Genomic DNA, 21712 nt, shown 5'->3' with positions numbered 1-21712 from the left:
GCCGATGTCAGCCTGTCGCATTGATGTGTTTTAGAGGCACATCTGCGGTAGACCGAAAACGCACTTTTCTGTAAGCTACAGCTTTAGTGTGTCCACTAAAAGCGCGCAGCGAATTGAATTCAGCACATGAAAGCGGGGTGACGTGTCCATACGTCACTCCGCTTTTTTGCAACCTGCGATCGCCCTTTCATGCTTGATTAACGGGAGGTCTTCTTGACAAAGCCAGCCATACTCGCCCTTGCCGACGGCAGTATTTTCCGCGGTGAAGCCATCGGTGCCGACGGTCAGACCGTTGGTGAGGTGGTTTTCAACACCGCTATGACCGGCTACCAGGAAATCCTTACAGACCCTTCCTATGCGCAGCAAATCGTTACCCTGACCTACCCGCACATCGGCAACACCGGTACTACCCCGGAAGACGCCGAGTCGAACCGCGTCTGGTCCGCCGGCCTGGTCATCCGTGACCTGCCGCTGCTGGCCAGCAACTGGCGTAACACCCAGTCGCTGCCTGAGTACCTCAAGGCCAACAACGTCGTCGCCATCGCCGGCATCGACACCCGTCGCCTGACCCGAATCCTGCGTGAAAAGGGCGCCCAGAACGGTTGCATCCTCGCCGGTGACAACATCAGCGAAGAAGCCGCCATCGCCGCTGCCCGTGCCTTCCCGGGCCTGAAGGGCATGGACCTGGCCAAGGTCGTTTCCACCAAGGAACGCTACGAGTGGCGCTCCAGCGTGTGGGAGCTGAAAACCGACAGCCACCCGACCATCGAAGCCGCCGACCTGCCGTACCACGTGGTCGCCTTCGACTACGGCGTCAAGCTGAACATCCTGCGCATGCTGGTCGCCCGTGGCTGCCGCGTGACCGTGGTGCCGGCCCAGACCCCGGCCAGCGAAGTGCTGGCACTCAACCCGGACGGCGTGTTCCTGTCCAACGGCCCTGGCGACCCCGAGCCGTGCGACTACGCCATCCAGGCGATCAAGGAAATCCTCGAGACCGAGATCCCGGTGTTCGGCATCTGCCTCGGCCACCAGTTGCTGGCCCTGGCCTCCGGCGCCAAGACCGTGAAGATGGGCCACGGCCACCACGGTGCCAACCACCCGGTGCAGGACCTGGATACCGGCGTGGTCATGATCACCAGCCAGAACCACGGCTTTGCCGTCGACGAGGCCACCCTGCCGGGCAACGTCCGCGCCATCCACAAGTCGCTGTTCGACGGCACCCTGCAGGGTATCGAGCGCACCGACAAGAGCGCGTTCAGCTTCCAGGGTCACCCTGAAGCGAGCCCTGGCCCGACCGATGTCGCGCCGCTGTTCGATCGTTTCATCGATGCCATGGCCAAGCGCCGCTGAGCATCCTGCTTCAAGGCCCCGGGCCGGCTCGCGCCGCGCCCGGAAGCGCCTGACCCAGATTGTTCAAGGCGGCTTGCCGACTGACCCCGGATTTGAGTGACAACCATGCCAAAACGTACAGACATCAAAAGCATCCTGATTCTCGGCGCCGGCCCGATCGTGATCGGCCAGGCCTGCGAGTTCGACTACTCCGGCGCCCAGGCCTGTAAAGCCCTGCGCGAGGAAGGTTTCCGCGTCATCCTGGTGAACTCCAACCCGGCCACCATCATGACCGACCCGGCCATGGCCGACGCCACCTACATCGAGCCGATCAAGTGGCAGTCGGTGGCCAAGATCATCGAGAAAGAGCGCCCTGACGCGCTGCTGCCGACCATGGGTGGCCAGACCGCGCTGAACTGCGCCCTGGACCTGGAGCGCCACGGCGTTCTGGAAAAGTTCGGCGTGGAAATGATCGGTGCCAACGCCGACACCATCGACAAGGCCGAAGACCGCTCGCGCTTCGACAAGGCGATGAAGGACATCGGCCTGGAGTGCCCGCGCTCCGGTATCGCCCACAGCATGGAAGAAGCCAATGCGGTGCTCGAGCGCCTGGGCTTCCCGTGCATCATCCGTCCGTCGTTCACCATGGGCGGCACCGGTGGCGGCATCGCCTACAACCGTGAAGAGTTCGAAGAAATCTGCGCCCGTGGTCTGGACCTGTCGCCGACCAAGGAACTGCTGATCGACGAATCGCTGATCGGCTGGAAGGAATACGAGATGGAGGTGGTCCGCGACAAGAAGGACAACTGCATCATCGTCTGCTCGATCGAGAACTTCGACCCGATGGGCGTGCACACCGGCGACTCGATCACCGTTGCCCCGGCGCAGACCCTGACCGACAAGGAATACCAGATCATGCGCAACGCCTCGCTGGCGGTGCTGCGTGAGATCGGTGTGGAAACCGGCGGTTCCAACGTGCAGTTCGGTATCTGCCCGAACACCGGCCGCATGGTCGTGATCGAGATGAACCCGCGCGTATCGCGTTCCTCGGCACTGGCCTCCAAGGCCACCGGCTTCCCGATCGCCAAGATCGCCGCCAAGCTGGCAGTCGGCTACACCCTCGACGAGTTGCAGAACGACATCACCGGCGGCCGCACCCCGGCGTCCTTCGAACCGTCGATCGACTACGTCGTCACCAAGCTGCCGCGCTTCGCCTTCGAGAAGTTCCCGAAAGCCGACGCCCGCCTGACCACCCAGATGAAATCCGTGGGTGAAGTCATGGCCATCGGCCGTACCTTCCAGGAGTCCCTGCAGAAAGCCCTGCGCGGCCTGGAAGTCGGTGCCTGCGGCCTCGACCCGAAAGTCGACCTGGCCAACCCTGAAGCCAGCAGCATCCTCAAGCGCGAGCTGACCGTACCGGGCGCCGAGCGTATCTGGTACGTGGCCGATGCCATGCGCGCCGGCATGACCTGCGAGCAGATCTTCGACCTGACCGGCATCGACATGTGGTTCCTGGTGCAAATGGAAGACCTGATCAAGGAAGAAGAGAAGGTCAAGACCCTGGCCCTGTCGTCGATCGACAAGGACTACATGCTGCGCCTCAAGCGCAAGGGCTTCTCCGACCAGCGCCTGGCCAAGCTGCTGGGCATCACCGACAAGAACCTGCGCCGTCACCGCCACAAGCTGGAAGTGTTCCCGGTGTACAAGCGCGTCGACACCTGCGCTGCCGAGTTCGCCACCGACACCGCCTACCTGTACTCCACCTACGAGGAAGAGTGCGAGGCCAACCCGTCGACCCGCGACAAGATCATGATCCTGGGTGGCGGCCCCAACCGTATCGGCCAGGGTATCGAGTTCGACTACTGCTGCGTACATGCCGCGCTGGCGCTGCGTGAAGACGGTTACGAGACCATCATGGTCAACTGCAACCCGGAAACCGTCTCCACCGACTACGACACCTCCGACCGCCTGTACTTCGAGCCGCTGACCCTGGAAGACGTGCTGGAAGTGTGCCGCGTCGAGAAGCCGAAAGGCGTGATCGTCCACTACGGTGGCCAGACCCCGCTGAAACTGGCCCGCGCCCTGGAAGAAGCCGGCGTACCGATCATCGGCACCAGCCCGGATGCCATCGACCGCGCCGAAGACCGTGAGCGCTTCCAGCAGATGGTGCAGCGCCTGAACCTGCTGCAGCCGCCAAACGCTACCGTACGCAGCGAAGAAGAAGCCATCAGCGCTGCTGGCGGCATCGGCTACCCGCTGGTGGTGCGTCCGTCCTACGTGCTCGGTGGCCGCGCCATGGAAATCGTCTACGAACTGGACGAGCTCAAGCGCTACCTGCGTGAAGCCGTACAGGTGTCGAACGACAGCCCGGTACTGCTCGACCACTTCCTCAATTGCGCCATCGAGATGGACGTGGATGCGGTGTGCGACGGTACCGACGTGGTGATCGGCGCCATCATGCAGCACATCGAGCAGGCCGGCGTTCACTCCGGCGACTCGGCATGCTCGCTGCCACCTTACTCGCTGAGCAAGGAAGTGCAGGACGAAGTCCGCGTACAGGTCAAGAAAATGGCCCTGGAGCTGGGCGTGGTCGGCCTGATGAACGTGCAGCTGGCCCTGCAGGGCGACAAGATCTACGTGATCGAAGTCAACCCGCGCGCCTCGCGTACCGTGCCGTTCGTGTCCAAGTGCATCGGCACCTCCCTGGCGATGATCGCAGCCCGCGTCATGGCCGGCAAAACCCTGAAAGAGCTGGGCTTCACCCAGGAAATCATCCCCAACTTCTACAGCGTCAAGGAAGCCGTCTTCCCGTTCGCCAAGTTCCCGGGGGTTGACCCGATCCTCGGCCCTGAGATGAAATCGACCGGTGAAGTCATGGGTGTCGGTGACAGCTTCGGTGAAGCCTTCGCCAAGGCCCAGATGGGTGCCAGCGAAGTGCTGCCGACCGGCGGTACCGCGTTCATCAGCGTGCGCGACGACGACAAGCCGCAAGTGGCTGGCGTTGCCCGCGACCTGATCGCCCTTGGCTTCGAAGTGGTCGCTACTGCCGGCACCGCCAAGGTTATCGAAGCGGCTGGCCTGAAAGTGCGCCGTGTGAACAAGGTGACCGAAGGTCGTCCGCACGTGGTCGACATGATCAAGAACGACGAGGTGTCGCTGATCATCAACACCACCGAAGGCCGCCAGTCGATCGCCGATTCCTACTCGATTCGTCGCAATGCGCTGCAGCACAAGATTTACTGCACCACCACCATTGCGGCCGGTGAAGCCATCTGCGAGGCGCTGAAATTCGGTCCGGAAAAGACCGTTCGTCGCCTGCAGGATCTGCACGCAGGATTGAAAGCATGAGCATTACCAAGTACCCGATGACCGTCCAGGGCGCTCGCGCCCTGGAAGAGGAACTGCTGTTCCTGAGCAAGACCGAGCGCCCGCGCCTGAGCCAGGCCATTGGTGAAGCGCGCGAGCTGGGTGACCTGAAGGAAAACGCCGAATACCACGCCGCGCGTGAAGAGCAGGGCATGGTCGAGGCGCGGATCCGCGATATCGAAGGGCGCCTGCAGAACTCGGTGGTGATCGACGTGACCACCATTGCTCACACCGGCAAGGTGATTTTCGGCACTACCGTAGTGCTGGCCAACACCGAAACCGATGATGAAGTGACCTACCAGATCGTTGGCGAAGATGAAGCTGACGTGAAGAAAGGCAAGCTGTCGAACAGTGCCCCGATCGCCCGTGCCATCATTGGCAAGGAAGAAGGGGATACCGTTGTCGTGAAGACGCCAAACGGTACGGTCGAGTACGAGATTGTCGAAGTCAAACACATCTGACCGGCGCCTGCGGGCGCCATCCCTCGAGGGGATCCTCTGGCAGCTGGCCCAGGTCTTCTGGGTCGGTGGCCTGTGGGTGTTCCACGTCGGGTTGGTGCCTGCGCTCAAGGTCAGTGGCCTGGCGCCGCTGCTGGTGCAGGACATCGCCGGGCAGATCGACCGCTGGTTGATCGGTGTGGCGATGCTTGGCCTGCTGATCCAGTTGGCCGTGCTGGCCAGGGTGGACGGCCTGGCAGCCTGGTGGCGGCAGTTCCGGGGCCAGATGCTGTTGCTCGGCCTTGGTGCTTGCGTGGGGTATTACACCTTGCGCTACGGCATCTCTGTTGGCGAGCGCTGGCAGATGTTCTGTTTCCTGGTGCTGGGTTTTTCCGGCATCGTGCTGGTGGCCCAGCCGGTGCCGGTCAAGGTGCGCCGCTAAACAGTTCGAGATCGCTGGGGCCGCTTCGCGGCCCTTTCGCAACACAAGGCCGCTCCCACAGGGATTGCACCGACCTGCGGCACAGCGCAATCGCTGTGGGAGCGGCCTTGTGTCGCGATGGGCTGCGCAGCAGCCCCTTTGCCGTTACTTGTAGCGGTGGATGTTGGACAGCTGCTTGTTCGGCTGCGGGTTCTTGCGGTAGATCAGGGCCTTCTTGCCGATGGTCTGCACCAGCTCGGCACGGCCGGCCTTGCACAGTTCGGCAATGGTCTCGGCGCGCTCTTCGCGGTCTTCCGAACGAATCTCGACCTTGATCAGCTCGTGGTCGACCAGGGCACGCTCCAGTTCGGCAATGACGCCTTCATTCAAACCATTACCAGCAACGATCAGGACCGGCTTCAGGTCATGACCAATGGACTTGTATTGCTTCTTCTGCTCGTTATTGAGCGGCATAATCTGACCCTTTCCGTCTGATTCTGTAAAATTGACCGGCATTTTACCCGAGGGCCACCGGCTCCGCCCAGTCAATCACGACGCATATCATCGAGGTGCCCCGTGGTACAACGTTCCAAAAGCAGCGCCAACTGGCTGCGTGAACATTTCAACGATCCTTTTGTGAAGCAGGCGCAAAAGGACGGCTACCGCTCGCGTGCGAGCTACAAACTGCTGGAGATCCAGGAAAAGGACCGGCTGATCCGCCCAGGCATGAGCGTGATCGACCTCGGCGCTGCTCCCGGCGGCTGGTCGCAGGTGACCAGTCGTCTGATTGGTGGCCAAGGTCGGCTGATTGCATCCGACATTCTGGAGATGGACTCGATCCCCGACGTGACCTTCATCCAGGGCGATTTCACCCACGACGAGGTGCTGCAGCGCATCCTCGAGGCGGTCGGCGATTCGCACGTGGACCTTGTGATTTCCGACATGGCCCCCAATATGAGTGGTACGCCCGCAGTGGACATGCCGCGGGCGATGTTCCTCTGCGAGCTGGCCCTCGATCTGGCAACCCGCGTGCTAAAGCCCGGCGGCGACTTCCTGATCAAGATCTTCCAGGGCGAGGGCTTTGACGTATACCTCAAGGACGTGCGCAGCAAATTCGACAAGGTGCAGATGCGCAAGCCATCGTCGTCGCGGGACCGTTCCCGTGAGCAGTACCTGCTGGGCAGGGGTTTCAAAGGGGCGTGAAAGGTTTCAAGCGGGGTGGCCGATAGTTATTTCCAATCGGCCGCCGCGCCAGGATCGTCCGAACTTCGTGTAGTCTAGCTTTCACAAAGGGTTACAGACGGTGCCTGCGTCTGCGTAGGTAATGTAGTAAGTTAGGGCGATGAATATCATGCGAGGAACGGCTGCGTCGTGCGCCGACCTCAGAGGGTAGCGAATTGAACGACATGGCAAAGAATCTGATCCTGTGGTTGATCATCGCAGCTGTCCTGGTGACGGTGATGAACAACTTCTCCAGCCCTAACGAGCCGCAGACCCTCAACTATTCCGACTTCATCCAGCAGGTCAAGGATGGCAAGGTCGAGCGCGTGACCGTCGATGGCTACATCATTACCGGCAAGCGCGCCGACGGTGACAACTTCAAGACCGTGCGTCCGGCCATTACCGACAATGGCCTGATCGGTGATCTGGTCGATAACCACGTCATCATCGAAGGCAAGCAGCCCGAGCAGCAGAGCATCTGGACCCAGTTGCTGGTAGCCAGCTTCCCGATCCTGGTGATCATCGCCGTGTTCATGTTCTTCATGCGCCAGATGCAAGGTGGTGCGGGCGGCAAGGGCGGGCCGATGAGCTTCGGCAAGAGCAAGGCGCGCCTGCTGTCCGAAGACCAGGTCAAGACCACGTTGGCTGACGTCGCGGGCTGTGACGAAGCCAAGGAAGAGGTTGGTGAGCTGGTCGAGTTTCTGCGCGACCCGGGCAAGTTCCAGCGCCTGGGTGGCCGTATCCCCCGTGGTGTGCTGATGGTTGGCCCACCCGGTACCGGCAAGACGCTGCTGGCCAAGGCCATCGCTGGCGAGGCGAAGGTGCCGTTCTTTACCATTTCCGGTTCTGACTTCGTGGAAATGTTCGTGGGTGTCGGTGCCAGCCGTGTGCGCGACATGTTCGAGCAGGCCAAGAAGCACGCCCCCTGCATCATCTTCATCGACGAGATCGACGCCGTTGGTCGCCACCGTGGCGCCGGCATGGGCGGTGGTCACGACGAGCGTGAGCAAACCCTCAACCAGTTGCTGGTGGAGATGGACGGCTTCGAAATGAACGATGGCATCATCGTCATTGCCGCCACCAACCGTCCGGACGTGCTCGACCCGGCGCTGCTGCGCCCGGGCCGCTTCGACCGCCAGGTGGTGGTCGGCCTGCCGGACATCCGCGGCCGCGAACAGATCCTCAAGGTGCACATGCGCAAGGTGCCGGTCGGCGAGAACGTCAACCCGGCGGTCATTGCCCGTGGTACCCCTGGTTTCTCCGGCGCCGACCTGGCCAACCTGGTCAACGAGGCCTCGCTGTTTGCCGCGCGTTCCAACAAGCGCCTGGTCGAAATGAAAGAGTTCGAGCTGGCCAAGGACAAGATCATGATGGGCGCCGAGCGCAAGACCATGGTCATGTCCGAGAAAGAAAAGCAGAACACCGCCTACCATGAGGCTGGTCACGCCATCGTCGGTCGCCTGGTGCCCGAGCACGATCCGGTCTACAAGGTGTCGATCATCCCGCGTGGCCGTGCCCTGGGCGTGACCATGTTCCTGCCGGAAGAGGACCGCTACAGCCTGTCCAAGCGCGCCTTGATCAGCCAGATCTGCTCGCTGTACGGCGGTCGTATCGCCGAGGAAATGACCCTGGGCTTCGACGGTGTCACCACCGGCGCGTCCAACGACATCATGCGTGCCAGCCAGATCGCCCGCAACATGGTGACCAAGTGGGGCCTGTCGGAAAAACTCGGCCCACTGATGTACGCCGAGGAAGAAGGCGAGGTGTTCCTGGGCCGCAGTGCCGCCAGCCAGCACGCCAGCGTTTCCGGCGAAACCGCCAAGCTGATCGACTCGGAAGTGCGCAGCATCATCGACCAGTGCTATGCCACGGCCAAGCAGTTGCTTACCGAAAACCGTGACAAGCTTGATGCCATGGCCGAGGCCTTGATGAAATACGAGACCATCGACGCCGAGCAGATTGACGATATCATGGCCGGCCGTACCCCTCGCGAACCGCGCGACTGGGATGATGACTCGGCTTCGGGCAAGCCTGCCGCCCAGGGTGATCGCCCAGAATCGCCGATCGGCGGTCCAGCGGCTCAACACTAAGGGCACCTATGAGCTCAGTGCAGTACCCGACCCGGTTGCCTTGCGGCAACCGGGTTCTTGATTTGTCGCGTACCCATGTCATGGGTATTCTCAACGTCACCCCCGACTCCTTCTCCGACGGTGGGCGCTTCAACCAGCGCGACGAGGCGCTGCGCCATGCCGAAGCGATGGTTGCCGCTGGTGCTACGCTGATCGACATCGGCGGTGAGTCCACGCGGCCAGGCGCGCGCGCGGTGTCGGTGACCGAGGAGCTGGAGCGCGTGGCCCCCATGGTCGAGGCCATCAACAGCCGCCTTGACGTGGTCATCTCGGTCGATACCTCCACGCCGGCGGTCATGCGTGAAGCCGCGCGTCTCGGTGCCGGGCTGATCAATGACGTGCGGGCCCTGGAGCGCGATGGCGCGCTGGATGCCGCTGCGGACACGGGGCTGCCGGTGTGTCTCATGCACATGCGCGGCGAGCCGGGGAACATGCAGGACGACCCGCAGTACGAAGATGTGACCGTCGACGTCACGCGCTACCTTGAACAGCGGATGGTCGCCTGCGCTGCGGCGGGCATCGATGCAAACAGAATCATCCTTGACCCGGGCTTTGGTTTCGCCAAGACGCTGGCGCACAACCTCAGCCTGTTCAAGCATATGGAAGCGCTCTATCGCCTGGGGCGCCCGCTACTTGTGGGTGTGTCACGAAAGAGCATGATCGGCCAGACGCTGGAACGTCCGGTCGGCGAGCGGTTGTACGGCAGCCTGGCGCTGGCGGCGTTGGCCATGACCAAGGGGGCGAGCATCCTGCGTGTCCATGACGTGGCCGAAACCGTTGATGTGGTGCGCATGATCGCTGCGGTGCAAAACGCCGAATAAGAACATTGGAGTCCCTATGAGCAGAAAATACTTTGGTACCGACGGCATTCGTGGCCGCGTCGGCGAATACCCGATCACGCCCGACTTCATGCTGAAGCTCGGCTGGGCAGCCGGCATGGCGTTCCGCAAGCAGGGCCACTGCCGGGTGCTGGTGGGCAAGGACACGCGGATCTCCGGCTACATGTTCGAGTCCGCGCTCGAAGCTGGCCTGTCTGCGGCGGGGGCCGACGTGATGCTGCTCGGGCCTATGCCGACGCCGGCCATCGCCTACCTGACGCGTACCTTCCACGCCGAAGCCGGTATCGTCATCAGTGCCTCGCACAACCCGCACGATGACAACGGCATCAAGTTCTTCTCGGGCCAGGGGACCAAGCTGCCTGACGAAGTCGAGCTGATGATCGAAGAGCTGCTCGACCAGCCGATGACCGTGGTCGAGTCGAGCAAACTGGGCAAGGTGTCGCGCATCAACGATGCAGCAGGTCGCTACATCGAGTTCTGCAAGAGCAGCGTGCCCAGCAGCACCAGCTTCGATGGACTCAAGCTGGTGGTCGATTGCGCCCATGGTGCCACCTACAAGGTTGCGCCAAGCGTGTTCCGCGAGCTGGGTGCCGAGGTGACCGTGCTGCATGCGCAGCCGGACGGGCTGAACATCAATGAAAACTGCGGTTCGACCCATATCGAATCGCTGCAGGCCGCTGTGCTGGTAGGGCATGCCGACCTGGGTATCGCTTTCGACGGTGACGGCGACCGGGTGCTGATGGTCGACCACACTGGCGCCATCGTCGACGGTGACGAGCTGCTGTTCATCATTGCCCGCGACTTGCAGGACCGTGGCAAGCTGCAGGGCGGCGTGGTGGGTACGCTGATGAGCAACCTGGGTCTGGAGCTTGCGCTGAAGGACCTGGAAATCCCGTTCGTGCGGGCCAAGGTCGGCGACCGTTACGTCATGGCCGAGCTGCTGGAGCGTGAGTGGCTGGTCGGGGGTGAAAACTCGGGGCACGTCGTTTGCTGCAACCACACCACTACGGGTGATGCAATCATTGCCGCGCTGCAGGTGCTGATGGCGCTCAAGCGCCGTGGCGAAACTTTGGCCCAGGCCCGTCAGGCCCTGCGCAAGTGCCCACAGGTGCTGATCAACGTGCGTTATGGTGCCAGCAAGGTCGACCCGCTGCAGCACCCGTCGGTCAAGGAAGCCAGTGCCAAGGTGACCGAAGCGTTGGCTGGCCGTGGTCGCGTGCTGCTGCGCAAATCCGGTACCGAGCCTCTGGTGCGGGTCATGGTCGAGGGTGAAGACGAAAGCCAGGTGCGTGCCCATGCCGAAGCGTTGGCCAAACTGGTCGGCGAAGTTTGTGTCTGAAGGCGCTTGCCAGCGCAGATAGGGTTGGGTACTATCTGCGCCCACTTTGACCGACGAGGTAAAGCATGCGTCGCCCCATGGTAGCTGGTAACTGGAAGATGCACGGTACCCGCGCTAGCGTCGCTGAGCTGACCGAAGGCTTGAGAAATCTGGCCTTGCCGAGCGGAGTGGAAGTCGCGGTGTTCCCACCGGCCTTGTTCATCAATCAGGTGATCGATGGTCTGGCAGATAAGGGAATCATCGTCGGCGCACAGAATTCTGCAATACAGCCCGAACAGGGTGCGCTGACCGGGGAAGTTGCTCCGGAACAGCTGGTTGAAGCGGGTTGCAAGTTGGTTCTGATTGGTCATTCGGAGCGCCGCCAGCTTATTGGTGAAACTGACGAAGTGCTCAATCGCAAGTTTGCAGCCGCTCAGGCCAAAGGTTTGAAGCCAGTGCTTTGCATCGGGGAAACCCTTGAAGAGCGCGAGGCCGGCAAAACGCTCGAAGTTGTCGGGCGTCAACTAAGCAGTATCATCGAAGCCTTCGGTGTTAAAGCTTTTGCCAATGCAGTAATTGCCTATGAGCCTGTATGGGCCATCGGCACAGGCCTTACGGCCACGCCACAGCAGGCCCAGGATGTGCATGCCGCCATTCGCGGCCAGCTGGCGGCAGAAGATGCTGAAGTGGCTGCGAAGGTGCAGCTGCTCTACGGCGGCAGCGTGAAGGCGGCCAATGCGGCCGAACTGTTCGGCATGCCGGATATCGATGGGGGGCTCATTGGTGGAGCTTCCCTGAACGCAGACGAATTCGGTGCAATTTGTCGCGCCGCAGGAAACTGAACAAATGCTGGAAACAGTCATCGTTGTTTTTCATCTGTTGGCAGCGCTGTCGCTTGTAGTGCTGGTTCTGTTGCAACAGGGTAAGGGTGCGGAAGCAGGTGCATCTTTCGGCGCGGGTGCTTCAAATACCGTGTTCGGGAGCCAGGGTTCTGCAACCTTCCTGAGTAAATTAACTGCTGTACTCGCTGCCACTTTCTTTTTGACAGCACTTGGGTTAGGATACTTCGCGAAGCAACAAGCTCACCAGCTTAGCCAAGCAGGTCTTCCAGATCCAGCAGTGCTAGAAGTGAAAGAGCCGCAGAAACCGGCAGTTAATGATGATGTACCGGTGCTCCAGCAGCAGAAGAGCGAAACCACCACTAACACTGGTGATGTACCTCCTCCGGCACAAGAGCAGAAGTAACGGGTTTCAAGTAGTAGTATTGCCGAGGTGGTGGAATTGGTAGACACGCAACCTTGAGGTGGTTGTGCCCATAGGGTGTAGGGGTTCGAGTCCCCTTCTCGGTACCAATTAAAGCTTGAGAGCCCGCTTTAGCGGGCTTTCTTGCAGGTGAAGGTTCGGATTTGACCCTTGAGAGGGTTCGGTCTTATACTTTTGCCCCAGCTTTGTCGCGGGGTGGAGCAGCTTGGTAGCTCGTCGGGCTCATAACCCGAAGGTCGTTGGTTCAAATCCAGCCCCCGCAACCAGCTTCAGCGGAGCCCCTTTTCAGGGGCTTTTTGCTAACCGAACAGTTTTCGGCGTCGTTGTCCAACGGCGCTTTCAGGGATGGGCGCTTTGCCCATTTTTTATTTGCACAGCATGCACGAGGGGGTTCAGGTGTCGAGCAAGCTAGAACAGTTGCAGGCCTTGTTGGCCCCGGTTGTCGAGGGTCTGGGCTATCAATGCTGGGGGATCGAATACGTTTCCCAGGGTAAGCATTCGGTACTGCGCATCTACATCGACAAGGAAGGCGGCATCCTGGTGGACGACTGCGAAGCGGTCAGCCGTCAGGCCAGCGCAATCCTCGACGTAGAAGATCCGATCAGCAGTGAGTACACCCTCGAGGTGTCTTCTCCAGGCATGGATCGCCCACTGTTCACTCTGGAACAGTTTGCCTCGCATGCCGGCGAACAAGTGAAGATCAAGCTGCGCTCACCCTTCGAGGGTCGTCGTAACTTCCAGGGCCTTCTCCGCGGTGTGGAGGAGCAGGACGTGGTGGTCCAGGTGGACAATCAAGAATTCCTGTTGCCGATCGACTCGATCGACAAGGCCAATATTATTCCCAGTTTTGACTGAGACGTGCCGGGCCCGGCGGACTATCCGGGCCCAATGGCTTGCGCAAGGCGAGGCGTACGATGAGCAAAGAAGTACTGCTGGTTGTTGAATCGGTATCCAACGAAAAAGGTGTACCGCCCGGCGTCATTTTCGAAGCGCTGGAAGTGGCCCTGGCCACTGCAACCAAAAAACGTTTTGAAGACGAAGTCGACCTGCGTGTGGAGATCAACCGCCACACCGGTAGCTACGAGACCTTCCGTCGCTGGACCGTGGTCGACGAAGCCGATCTTGATGATCCGGCGATCGAGACCTGGCTGGACAAGATCAAGGACACCCACCCTGAAGCCAAGGTCGGTGACGTGATCGAAGAGAAGATCGAGTCGATCGAGTTCGGCCGTATCGCCGCCCAGACCGCCAAGCAGGTCATCGTGCAGAAGGTCCGTGAGGCCGAGCGTGCCCAGGTGGTCGATGCCTACCGCGAGCGCGTTGGCGAGATCATTTCCGGCACCGTCAAGAAGGTCACCCGCGACAACGTCATCGTTGACCTGGGCAACAACGCCGAGGCCCTGCTGGCCCGCGAAGACATCATTCCGCGCGAAACCTTCCGTGTTGGCGTGCGCCTGCGTGCGCTGCTGAAGGAAATTCGCACCGAAAACCGTGGCCCACAGCTGATCCTGTCGCGCACCGCGCCACAGATGCTGATCGAGCTTTTCCGCATTGAAGTGCCGGAAATTGCCGAGGGCCTCATCGAAGTCATGGCTGCTTCCCGTGATCCGGGTTCGCGAGCCAAGATCGCCGTCCGCTCCAAGGACAAGCGCATCGACCCGCAAGGTGCCTGTATCGGCATGCGTGGTTCGCGCGTCCAGGCCGTATCCGGGGAGCTGGGTGGTGAGCGTGTGGATATCGTCCTGTGGGACGATAACCCGGCGCAGTTCGTCATCAACGCCATGTCGCCGGCTGAAGTCGCGGCGATCATCGTTGATGAAGATGCCCATGCCATGGACATCGCCGTCGCCGAGGACAACCTGGCCCAGGCCATTGGCCGTGGCGGTCAGAACGTTCGCCTGGCCAGCCAGCTGACCGGCTGGACCCTGAACGTGATGACCGAGAAGGACATCCAGGCCAAGCAGCAGGCCGAAACCGGTGACATCCTGCGCAATTTCATCGATGAACTGGAAGTCGACGAGGAGCTGGCCCAAGTGCTGGTCGACGAAGGCTTCACCAGCCTCGAAGAAATTGCCTACGTACCGTTGGAAGAAATGCTCAACATCGATGGCTTTGACGAAGAGATCGTCAATGAGCTCCGCGCTCGAGCCAAGGACCGTTTGTTGACCAAGGCCATCGCTACCGAAGAAAAACTGGCAGATGCCCACCCAGCCGAAGACCTGCTCTCCCTCGAGGGCATGGACAAGGACCTGGCGGCGGAACTGGCGGTGCGCGGCGTGGTTAACCGCGAAGACCTGGCCGAGCAGTCGATTGACGATCTGCTCGACATCGACGGCATCGACGAAGAGCGTGCCGGCAAGTTGATCATGGCCGCCCGAGCCCACTGGTTCGAGTAATTAGGCGCGGCCTGAGGAGAGAAGTGCATGACGCAAGTCACGGTGAAAGAACTGGCCCAAGAGGTCGAGGCACCGGTAGAGCGCCTGCTGCAGCAGATGCGTGAGGCAGGTCTGCCGCACACCGACGCCGGTCAGGTAGTGACCGACAATGAGAAGCAGACCCTGCTGACTCATTTGAAGAGCAGCCACAAGAGCAAGGCGGAAGAGCCGCGCAAGATTACCTTGCAGCGCAAAACCACCAGCACCCTGCGTGTCGCCGGTAGCAAGAGCATCAGCGTAGAAGTACGCAAGAAGAAAGTATTCGTGCAGCGCAGCCCGGAAGAAATCCAGGCTGAGCAGAAGCGTGAGCTGGAAGAGCGTCGCGCGGCCGAAAACGCCGCTCGCGAGAAGGTCGAGGCCGAAGTTCGCCAGCGCAACGAAGAGCAGGCTCGCCGTCAGGCTGCCGAAACCGCTGCCGCCGCACCTGCGCCTGCTGCCAAGCCGGAGCCGGCACCTGCCGCTGCCCCGGCCCCGGTAGTTGCCGACGCCCCGGCCTCCGAAGACGCCGCAGCCCGTGCTGCCGAGCGCAAGAAGGACGAAGCCCGTCGTAACGAAGGTCGCACCCGTGACGAAGACCGTCGCGGTGGCGAGCGTCGTGGCGAGGCCCCACGCGTGTCGATCAAGGTCAAGGTCAAGGAGAAGGAAAAGGCTCCGACTCCTCGTGCCGCGCCGCGCACCACCGATGAAGAGAGCGATGGCGTACGCCGTGGCCGCGGTGGCAAGAGCAAGCTGAAGAAACGCAACCAGCATGGCTTCCAGAACCCGACCGGTCCGGTCATTCGTGACGTGACCATCGGCGAGACCATCACCGTCTCGGAACTGGCCCAGCAGATGTCGGTCAAGGCCGCTGAAGTGGTCAAGTTCATGTTCAAGCTGGGTACCCCGGTCACCATCAACCAGGTGCTCGACCAGGAAACCGCTCAGCTGGTCGCCGAAGAACTGGGCCACAAGGTGACCCTGGTCAGCGATACCGCCCTGGAAGACTCCCTGGCCGAATCGCTGAAATTTGAAGGTGAAGTCGAATCGCGTGCACCGGTCGTTACCGTCATGGGTCACGTTGACCACGGTAAGACCTCGCTGCTCGACTACATCCGTCGTGCCAAGGTTGCCGCAGGCGAAGCCGGTGGCATTACCCAGCACATCGGTGCCTACCACGTGGAAACCGATCGCGGCATGGTCACCTTCCTCGATACCCCGGGCCACGCTGCGTTCACCGCAATGCGCGCCCGTGGTGCCAAGGCCACCGACATCGTCATCCTGGTGGTGGCAGCGGACGACGGCGTGATGCCGCAGACGCGCGAAGCCGTTCAGCATGCCAAGGCAGCTGGCGTTCCGCTGGTGGTCGCGGTGAACAAGATCGACAAGCCGGGTGCCGACATCGACCGCATCCGTAACGAGCTGGCCGTCGAAGGCGTGACCTCCGAGGACTGGGGTGGTGACACTCCGTTCGTCAAGGTTTCGGCGAAGATGGGTACCGGTGTCGACGAGCTGCTCGAAGCCGTCCTGCTGCAGGCCGAGATCCTCGAGCTGACCGCTACCCCGACCGCTCCAGGTCGTGGCGTGGTCGTCGAATCGCGCCTGGACAAGGGCCGTGGTCCAGTGGCCACCATCCTGGTTCAGGACGGTACCCTGCGTCAGGGCGACATGGTCCTGTGCGGCTCCAACTATGGCCGCGTGCGTGCCATGCTCGACGAGAACGGCAAGCCTGTGAAGGAAGCCGGCCCGTCGATCCCGGTCGAGATTCTCGGCCTGGATGGTACCCCGGAAGCCGGTGACGAGCTGTCCGTGGTGGCCGACGAGAAGAAGGCCCGTGAAGTGGCCCTGTTCCGTCAAGGCAAGTACCGCGAGGTCAAGCTGGCCCGTGCTCACGCCGGCAAGCTGGAAAACATCTTCGAGACCATGGGTCAGGAAGAGAAGAAGACCCTCAACATCGTCCTCAAGACCGACGTGCGTGGTTCCCTGGAAGCACTGCAGGGCTCGCTGTCGGGCCTGGGCAACGACGAAGTTCAGGTGCGCGTGATCGGTGGCGGCGTCGGTGGTATCACCGAAAGCGACGCCAACCTGGCGCTGGCTTCGAATGCAGTACTGTTCGGCTTCAACGTGCGTGCCGATGCCGGTGCGCGCAAGATTGTCGAGCAGGAAGGTCTGGATATGCGTTATTACAACGTGATCTACGACATCATCGAAGACGTCAAGAAGGCCCTGACCGGCATGCTCGGCAGCGATGTTCGCGAGAACATCCTGGGTGTCGCCGAAGTGCGTGACGTGTTCCGTTCGCCGAAGTTCGGCGCCATCGCTGGCTGTATGGTCATCGAGGGTACCGTGTACCGCAACCGTCCGATCCGCGTACTGCGCGAAGACGTTGTGATCTTCGAAGGCGAGCTGGAGTCGCTGCGTCGCTTCAAGGACGATGCCTCCGAAGTCCGTTCGGGCATGGAGTGCGGTATTGGCGTGAAGAGCTACAACGACGTCAAGGTCGGCGACAAGATCGAAGTCTTCGAGAAAGTCCAGGTGGCTCGTACCCTGTAAGGGGCGAGCGTGGTGCAGGCCCCGCCCCAGGGCGGCTGGCAGCACCTCTGAAGGTAGCGCCCGGTCAGGCTTCAGCCTGACCGGGCGTTTGCCGCTTTAAGTTACAGGTAGCAAGAATGGCAAAAGAATATAGCCGTACCCAACGCATCGGCGACCAGATGCAGCGCGAGCTGTCGGAGCTGATCCGCCGTGAAGTCAAAGACCCGCGCGTCGGCCTGGTGACCATCACGGCCGTCGACGTCAGCCGCGACCTTGGCCACGCCAAGGTGTTCATCACCGTGATGGACGCTGACGGCACTGACGCCGTACCGCAGACCCTCAAGGCCCTGACCAGCGCCGCGCGCTTCCTGCGCCTGCACCTGGGCCGGGTCATGCAACTGCGCAGCGTGCCGCAACTGCATTTCCACTTCGACGAAAGCGTCAGCCGTGGTGCCCACCTGTCGGCACTGATCGAGCGCGCGGTCGCCGAGGACCGTCAGCACAAGGATGCCGACCAGCCGGACACCGAGGAGTAAGCGGTGGCCCAGGTCAAACGTATCCGCCGCAACGTCAGCGGCATCATCCTGCTCGACAAGCCGCTGGGCTTCACTTCCAACGCTGCGCTGCAAAAAGTGCGCTGGCTGCTCAATGCGGAAAAGGCCGGCCACACCGGCAGCCTCGACCCGTTGGCCACCGGCGTGCTGCCGCTGTGCTTTGGTGAAGCGACCAAGTTTTCGCAGTACCTGCTCGATTCGGACAAGGGCTACGAAACGGTCATGCAGATGGGGCAGACGACCAACACCGGCGACGCTGAAGGTGAAGTGCTGCAGACCCGCGAAGTGACCGTTGGTCGTGCCGACATCGAGGCAGTGTTGCCGCGTTTCCGTGGCCAGATCAGCCAGATACCGCCGATGTACTCGGCGCTCAAGCGTGACGGCCAGCCACTGTACAAGCTGGCACGTGCGGGAGAGGTAGTGGAGCGCGAGGCGCGTTCTGTTACTATTGGCCGCTTGGAGTTGCTCGAGTGCGAAGGCACCCGTGCACGGTTGAGCGTAGGATGCAGCAAAGGCACCTATATCCGCACCCTGGTGGAGGATATCGGCGAGGCCCTTGGCTGCGGCGCCTATGTCGCCGAGCTGCGCAGGACCCAGGCCGGGCCCTTCGTGCTGGCACAGACGGTCACCCTCGAGGAACTCGAACAGGCCCACGCCGAAGGCGGTAACGAAGCGCTCGACCGCTTCCTGATGCCTTCGGACAGCGGCCTGCAGGACTGGCCACTGGTGTGCCTGTCCGAGCACAGTGCCTTCTACTGGCTGCATGGCCAGGCGGTACGCGCGCCGGACGCACCCCAATTTGGCATGGTCCGGGTACAGGATCACAATGCGCGCTTCATCGGTATTGGTGAAGTGAGCGAAGACGGGCGCATTGCGCCGCGTCGGCTGATTCGGTCGGAATGACCGAAACCGTAGGGCCAGGCAACCGCCAAACCCCACGGCAACAAGGGTGGCTGTCAGTAGGCACGGTCACACCTTTTTTATTAATACAGGGATTTGTCCCTGGCCTATTGGACCCCGCGTGCGGGATCCGTTATCAGGAGAAGCCACATGGCCCTCAGCGTTGAAGAAAAAGCTCAGATCGTTGCCGAATACCAGCAAGCCGCCGGCGATACCGGTAGCCCGGAAGTGCAGGTTGCTCTGCTGACCGCCAACATCAACAAGCTGCAAGGCCACTTCAAGGCCAACGACAAAGACCACCACTCCCGTCGTGGTCTGATCCGTATGGTCAACCAGCGTCGTAAGCTGCTGGATTACCTGAAGGGCAAAGACACCACTCGTTACAGCGCCCTGATCGGTCGCCTGGGTCTGCGTCGCTAATAGCGGCCTGGCCAGTGGTGTGCATGGCGTGTCGCAGGCTTCGGCAGGGCTGTTTTGCAGTGCTGCCGTTGGACACGCCACGCGTATCTCCGAGGTTGGCAGCCTGGCAATGCTGAGCGGATCTTCCGCTTGGTGCCAGGCTCCCAGCCTCGTGTTGTATCTGGACGGTCAATGGGGCCGATTCCCCGTTCTGCCCAAGAATTCGCAAGAAACCAGTTCCCCCAGAGCCACTGAAAAAAGGTAGGAAACCGTGAACCCGGTAATCAAGAAATTCCAGTTCGGTCAATCGACCGTTACTCTCGAAACGGGCCGTATTGCCCGTCAGGCAACCGGCGCCGTGCTGGTTACCGTCGACAACGACGTCACCGTGCTGGTGACCGTGGTCGGTGCCAAGCAGGCCGACCCAGGCAAGGGCTTCTTCCCGCTGTCGGTCCACTACCAGGAAAAGACCTACGCCGCCGGCAAGATCCCGGGTGGCTTCTTCAAGCGTGAAGGCCGTCCTTCCGAGAAAGAGACGCTGACCTCGCGCCTGATCGACCGTCCGATCCGCCCGCTGTTCCCTGAAGGCTTCATGAACGAAGTGCAGGTTGTCTGCACCGTGGTTTCCACCAGCAAGAAGACCGACCCGGACATCGCCGCGATGATCGGTACCTCGGCTGCCCTGGCCATTTCCGGCATTCCGTTCGAAGGCCCGATCGGCGCCGCCCGCGTTGCCTTCCACGAAAGCACTGGCTACCTGCTGAACCCGACCTACGAACAACTGGCTGCCTCGAGCCTGGACATGGTCGTTGCCGGTACCGAATCGGCTGTACTGATGGTCGAATCGGAAGCCAAAGAGCTGACCGAAGACCAGATGCTGGGCGCCGTGCTGTTCGCCCACGACGAATTCCAGGCCGTGATCCAGGCCGTCAAGGAACTGGCCGCCGAAGCCGGCAAGCCAACCTGGGACTGGCAGCCAGCCCCGGCCAACACCGAGCTGATGAACCTGGTGCGTGCCGAGTTCGGCGAAGCCGTTTCGCAGGCCTACACCATCACCCAGAAGGCCGACCGCTACAACCGCCTGGGCCAGCTGCGCGACGAGGCTGTTGCCCGTCTGAGCAACGAAGAGACCGGCCCGTCCGCCGCTGCCATCAAAGAGATCTTCGGCGAGCTGGAATACCGCACCGTCCGCGAGAACATCGTCAACGGCAAGCCGCGTATCGACGGCCGTGACACCCGCACCGTGCGCCCGCTGAACATCGAAGTCGGCGTCCTGCCGAAAACCCACGGTTCGGCACTGTTCACCCGTGGCGAGACCCAGGCCCTGGTCGTCGCGACCCTGGGTACTGCGCGTGACGCGCAACTGCTGGACACCCTGGAAGGCGAGAAGAAAGACGCCTTCATGCTGCACTACAACTTCCCACCGTTCTCGGTAGGTGAGTGCGGCCGCATGGGCGGCGCTGGCCGTCGTGAAATCGGCCACGGCCGCCTGGCCCGTCGTGGCGTGCAAGCCATGCTGCCGAGCGACAGCGAGTTCCCGTACACCATCCGCGTGGTTTCGGAAATCACCGAATCCAACGGTTCCAGCTCCATGGCTTCGGTGTGTGGTGCTTCCCTGGCGCTGATGGACGCTGGCGTGCCGATGAAGGCGCCGGTTGCCGGTATCGCCATGGGCCTGGTCAAGGAAGGTGACAAGTTCGCCGTCCTGACCGACATCCTGGGTGACGAAGACCACCTGGGCGACATGGACTTCAAGGTAGCCGGTACCGCCAAAGGCGTCACCGCGCTGCAGATGGACATCAAGATCAACGGCATCACCGAAGAGATCATGGAAATCGCCCTGGGCCAGGCCCTGGAAGCGCGCCTGAACATCCTTGGCCAGATGAACCAGATCATCGCCCAGTCGCGCAGCGAGCTGTCGGCCAATGCCCCGACCATGATCGCGATGAAGATCGACACCGACAAGATCCGTGACGTGATCGGCAAGGGCGGCGCCACCATTCGCGCCATCTGCGAAGAGACCAAGGCTTCGATCGATATCGAAGACGACGGCTCGATCAAGATCTTCGGCGAAACCAAGGAAGCCGCAGATGCTGCCAAGCAGCGCATCCTGGGCATCACCGCCGAGGCCGAGATCGGCAAGATCTACGTCGGCAAGGTCGAGCGCATCGTCGACTTCGGCGCCTTCGTCAATATCCTGCCCGGCAAGGACGGCCTGGTGCACATCTCCATGCTGAGCGATGCTCGCGTCGAGAAAGTCACCGACGTGCTCAAGGAAGGCCAGGAAGTCGAAGTGCTGGTACTGGACGTGGACAACCGCGGCCGTATCAAGCTGTCGATCAAAGACGTCGCCGCGGCCAAGGCCTCGGGCGTCTAAGCGACTGTCTCGCATGAAAAGAGGGCCCTTCGGGGCCCTTTTTTCATGCGCCAAGGGAAACTTTTGCGGACTTGCATCTTGCATGCAGGTTGACCGCGCAGATTGCAAATTGCACGACCCTGATTGCTTTGTGATTTCGCTAACCCTTTGATTTGAAAGGGCGCAAGCGAAACGCTAAAGCTGGCATAGCGCATGCAACTACTCTTGTACCTGTCG

18 protein-coding genes and 2 tRNA genes are annotated in these 21712 nt (G+C 61.5%); 19 read left to right on the top strand and 1 reads right to left on the bottom strand.

All coding sequences use genetic code 11. The features are described from left to right. The first annotated feature begins 213 nt into the window (after positions 1 to 213). The 4 genes from carA (at position 214) to ACLEJP_RS23835 (ending at position 5574) form a co-directional block, all read left to right on the top strand. Positions 214 to 1350, top strand: a complete 1137-nt coding sequence (carA, locus tag ACLEJP_RS23850; RefSeq protein ID WP_013974294.1) for a glutamine-hydrolyzing carbamoyl-phosphate synthase small subunit — start codon at positions 214 to 216, stop codon at positions 1348 to 1350. Between the two features lie 105 nt (positions 1351 to 1455). After that, a complete protein-coding gene (gene carB, locus ACLEJP_RS23845) occupies positions 1456 to 4677 on the top strand; it encodes a carbamoyl-phosphate synthase large subunit (RefSeq protein WP_015271865.1) in 3222 nt (1073 codons plus the stop codon). Then, on the top strand, positions 4674 to 5156 hold the full coding sequence (gene greA, locus ACLEJP_RS23840) for a transcription elongation factor GreA (protein WP_046613135.1): 483 nt from the start codon (positions 4674 to 4676) through the stop codon (positions 5154 to 5156). Before carB ends, greA begins: the two co-directional genes overlap by 4 nt. Continuing rightward, on the top strand, positions 5134 to 5574 hold the full coding sequence (locus tag ACLEJP_RS23835; protein WP_289131209.1) for an MFS transporter: 441 nt from the start codon (positions 5134 to 5136) through the stop codon (positions 5572 to 5574). Before greA ends, ACLEJP_RS23835 begins: the two co-directional genes overlap by 23 nt. Before the next feature lie 144 nt (positions 5575 to 5718). Here ACLEJP_RS23835 and yhbY read toward each other — a convergent pair whose 3' ends face one another. Beyond that, complete coding sequence (yhbY, locus tag ACLEJP_RS23830; protein ID WP_003249945.1) at positions 5719 to 6027, bottom strand: ribosome assembly RNA-binding protein YhbY; 309 nt, start codon at positions 6025 to 6027, stop codon at positions 5719 to 5721. 102 nt (positions 6028 to 6129) lie between these two features. On the opposite strand from yhbY, the gene rlmE reads away from it, so the two are divergent. From rlmE to pnp, 15 genes are all read left to right on the top strand, one after another. Then, on the top strand, positions 6130 to 6756 hold the full coding sequence (rlmE, locus tag ACLEJP_RS23825) for a 23S rRNA (uridine(2552)-2'-O)-methyltransferase RlmE (protein ID WP_025340705.1): 627 nt from the start codon (positions 6130 to 6132) through the stop codon (positions 6754 to 6756). Positions 6757 to 6959: 203 nt separating this feature from the next. Beyond that, positions 6960 to 8864: an ATP-dependent zinc metalloprotease FtsH gene (ftsH, locus tag ACLEJP_RS23820; RefSeq protein ID WP_440810459.1), complete on the top strand. Its 1905-nt coding sequence runs from the start codon at positions 6960 to 6962 to the stop codon at positions 8862 to 8864. A gap of 8 nt (positions 8865 to 8872) precedes the next feature. Then, a complete protein-coding gene (gene folP, locus ACLEJP_RS23815) occupies positions 8873 to 9724 on the top strand; it encodes a dihydropteroate synthase (RefSeq protein WP_440810458.1) in 852 nt (283 codons plus the stop codon). 16 nt (positions 9725 to 9740) lie between these two features. Further along, positions 9741 to 11081, top strand: a complete 1341-nt coding sequence (gene glmM, locus ACLEJP_RS23810) for a phosphoglucosamine mutase (RefSeq protein ID WP_225779316.1) — start codon at positions 9741 to 9743, stop codon at positions 11079 to 11081. A gap of 65 nt (positions 11082 to 11146) precedes the next feature. After that, positions 11147 to 11902, top strand: a complete 756-nt coding sequence (gene tpiA / locus ACLEJP_RS23805; RefSeq protein WP_225779315.1) for a triose-phosphate isomerase — start codon at positions 11147 to 11149, stop codon at positions 11900 to 11902. Between the two features lie 4 nt (positions 11903 to 11906). Continuing rightward, positions 11907 to 12305, top strand: coding sequence for a preprotein translocase subunit SecG (secG, locus tag ACLEJP_RS23800; protein ID WP_170032748.1), 399 nt, complete (start codon positions 11907 to 11909; stop codon positions 12303 to 12305). 21 nt (positions 12306 to 12326) lie between these two features. Beyond that, positions 12327 to 12412, top strand: a tRNA-Leu gene (locus ACLEJP_RS23795). 100 nt (positions 12413 to 12512) lie between these two features. After that, positions 12513 to 12589, top strand: a tRNA-Met gene (locus tag ACLEJP_RS23790). A 130-nt stretch (positions 12590 to 12719) separates the two neighbouring features. Further along, positions 12720 to 13178 (top strand): ribosome maturation factor RimP, encoded by a 459-nt coding sequence (rimP, locus tag ACLEJP_RS23785; protein WP_003249960.1) that lies wholly within the window; start codon positions 12720 to 12722, stop codon positions 13176 to 13178. A 59-nt stretch (positions 13179 to 13237) separates the two neighbouring features. Then, a complete protein-coding gene (gene nusA, locus ACLEJP_RS23780; RefSeq protein ID WP_170032746.1) occupies positions 13238 to 14719 on the top strand; it encodes a transcription termination factor NusA in 1482 nt (493 codons plus the stop codon). Between the two features lie 27 nt (positions 14720 to 14746). Continuing rightward, entirely contained in the window at positions 14747 to 17287 is a 2541-nt protein-coding gene (gene infB, locus ACLEJP_RS23775) for a translation initiation factor IF-2 (RefSeq protein WP_170032744.1), read from the top strand. Between the two features lie 116 nt (positions 17288 to 17403). Next, positions 17404 to 17802 (top strand): 30S ribosome-binding factor RbfA, encoded by a 399-nt coding sequence (gene rbfA, locus ACLEJP_RS23770; protein ID WP_440810455.1) that lies wholly within the window; start codon positions 17404 to 17406, stop codon positions 17800 to 17802. A gap of 3 nt (positions 17803 to 17805) precedes the next feature. Continuing rightward, entirely contained in the window at positions 17806 to 18723 is a 918-nt protein-coding gene (gene truB, locus ACLEJP_RS23765) for a tRNA pseudouridine(55) synthase TruB (protein ID WP_440810453.1), read from the top strand. A 147-nt stretch (positions 18724 to 18870) separates the two neighbouring features. Next, positions 18871 to 19140 carry a 30S ribosomal protein S15 gene (rpsO, locus tag ACLEJP_RS23760; RefSeq protein WP_003249971.1) on the top strand — a complete coding sequence of 90 codons (270 nt, stop codon included), beginning with the start codon at positions 18871 to 18873 and terminating at the stop codon, positions 19138 to 19140. A gap of 250 nt (positions 19141 to 19390) precedes the next feature. Continuing rightward, entirely contained in the window at positions 19391 to 21496 is a 2106-nt protein-coding gene (gene pnp, locus ACLEJP_RS23755) for a polyribonucleotide nucleotidyltransferase (RefSeq protein WP_225779311.1), read from the top strand. Positions 21497 to 21712: the final 216 nt, after the last annotated feature.

The sequence above is a fragment of the Pseudomonas sp. SMV7 genome (assembly GCF_052041995.1).
Taxonomy (GTDB): Bacteria; Pseudomonadota; Gammaproteobacteria; order Pseudomonadales; family Pseudomonadaceae; genus Aquipseudomonas.
This window is presented reverse-complemented; position numbering and strand designations above follow the sequence as displayed.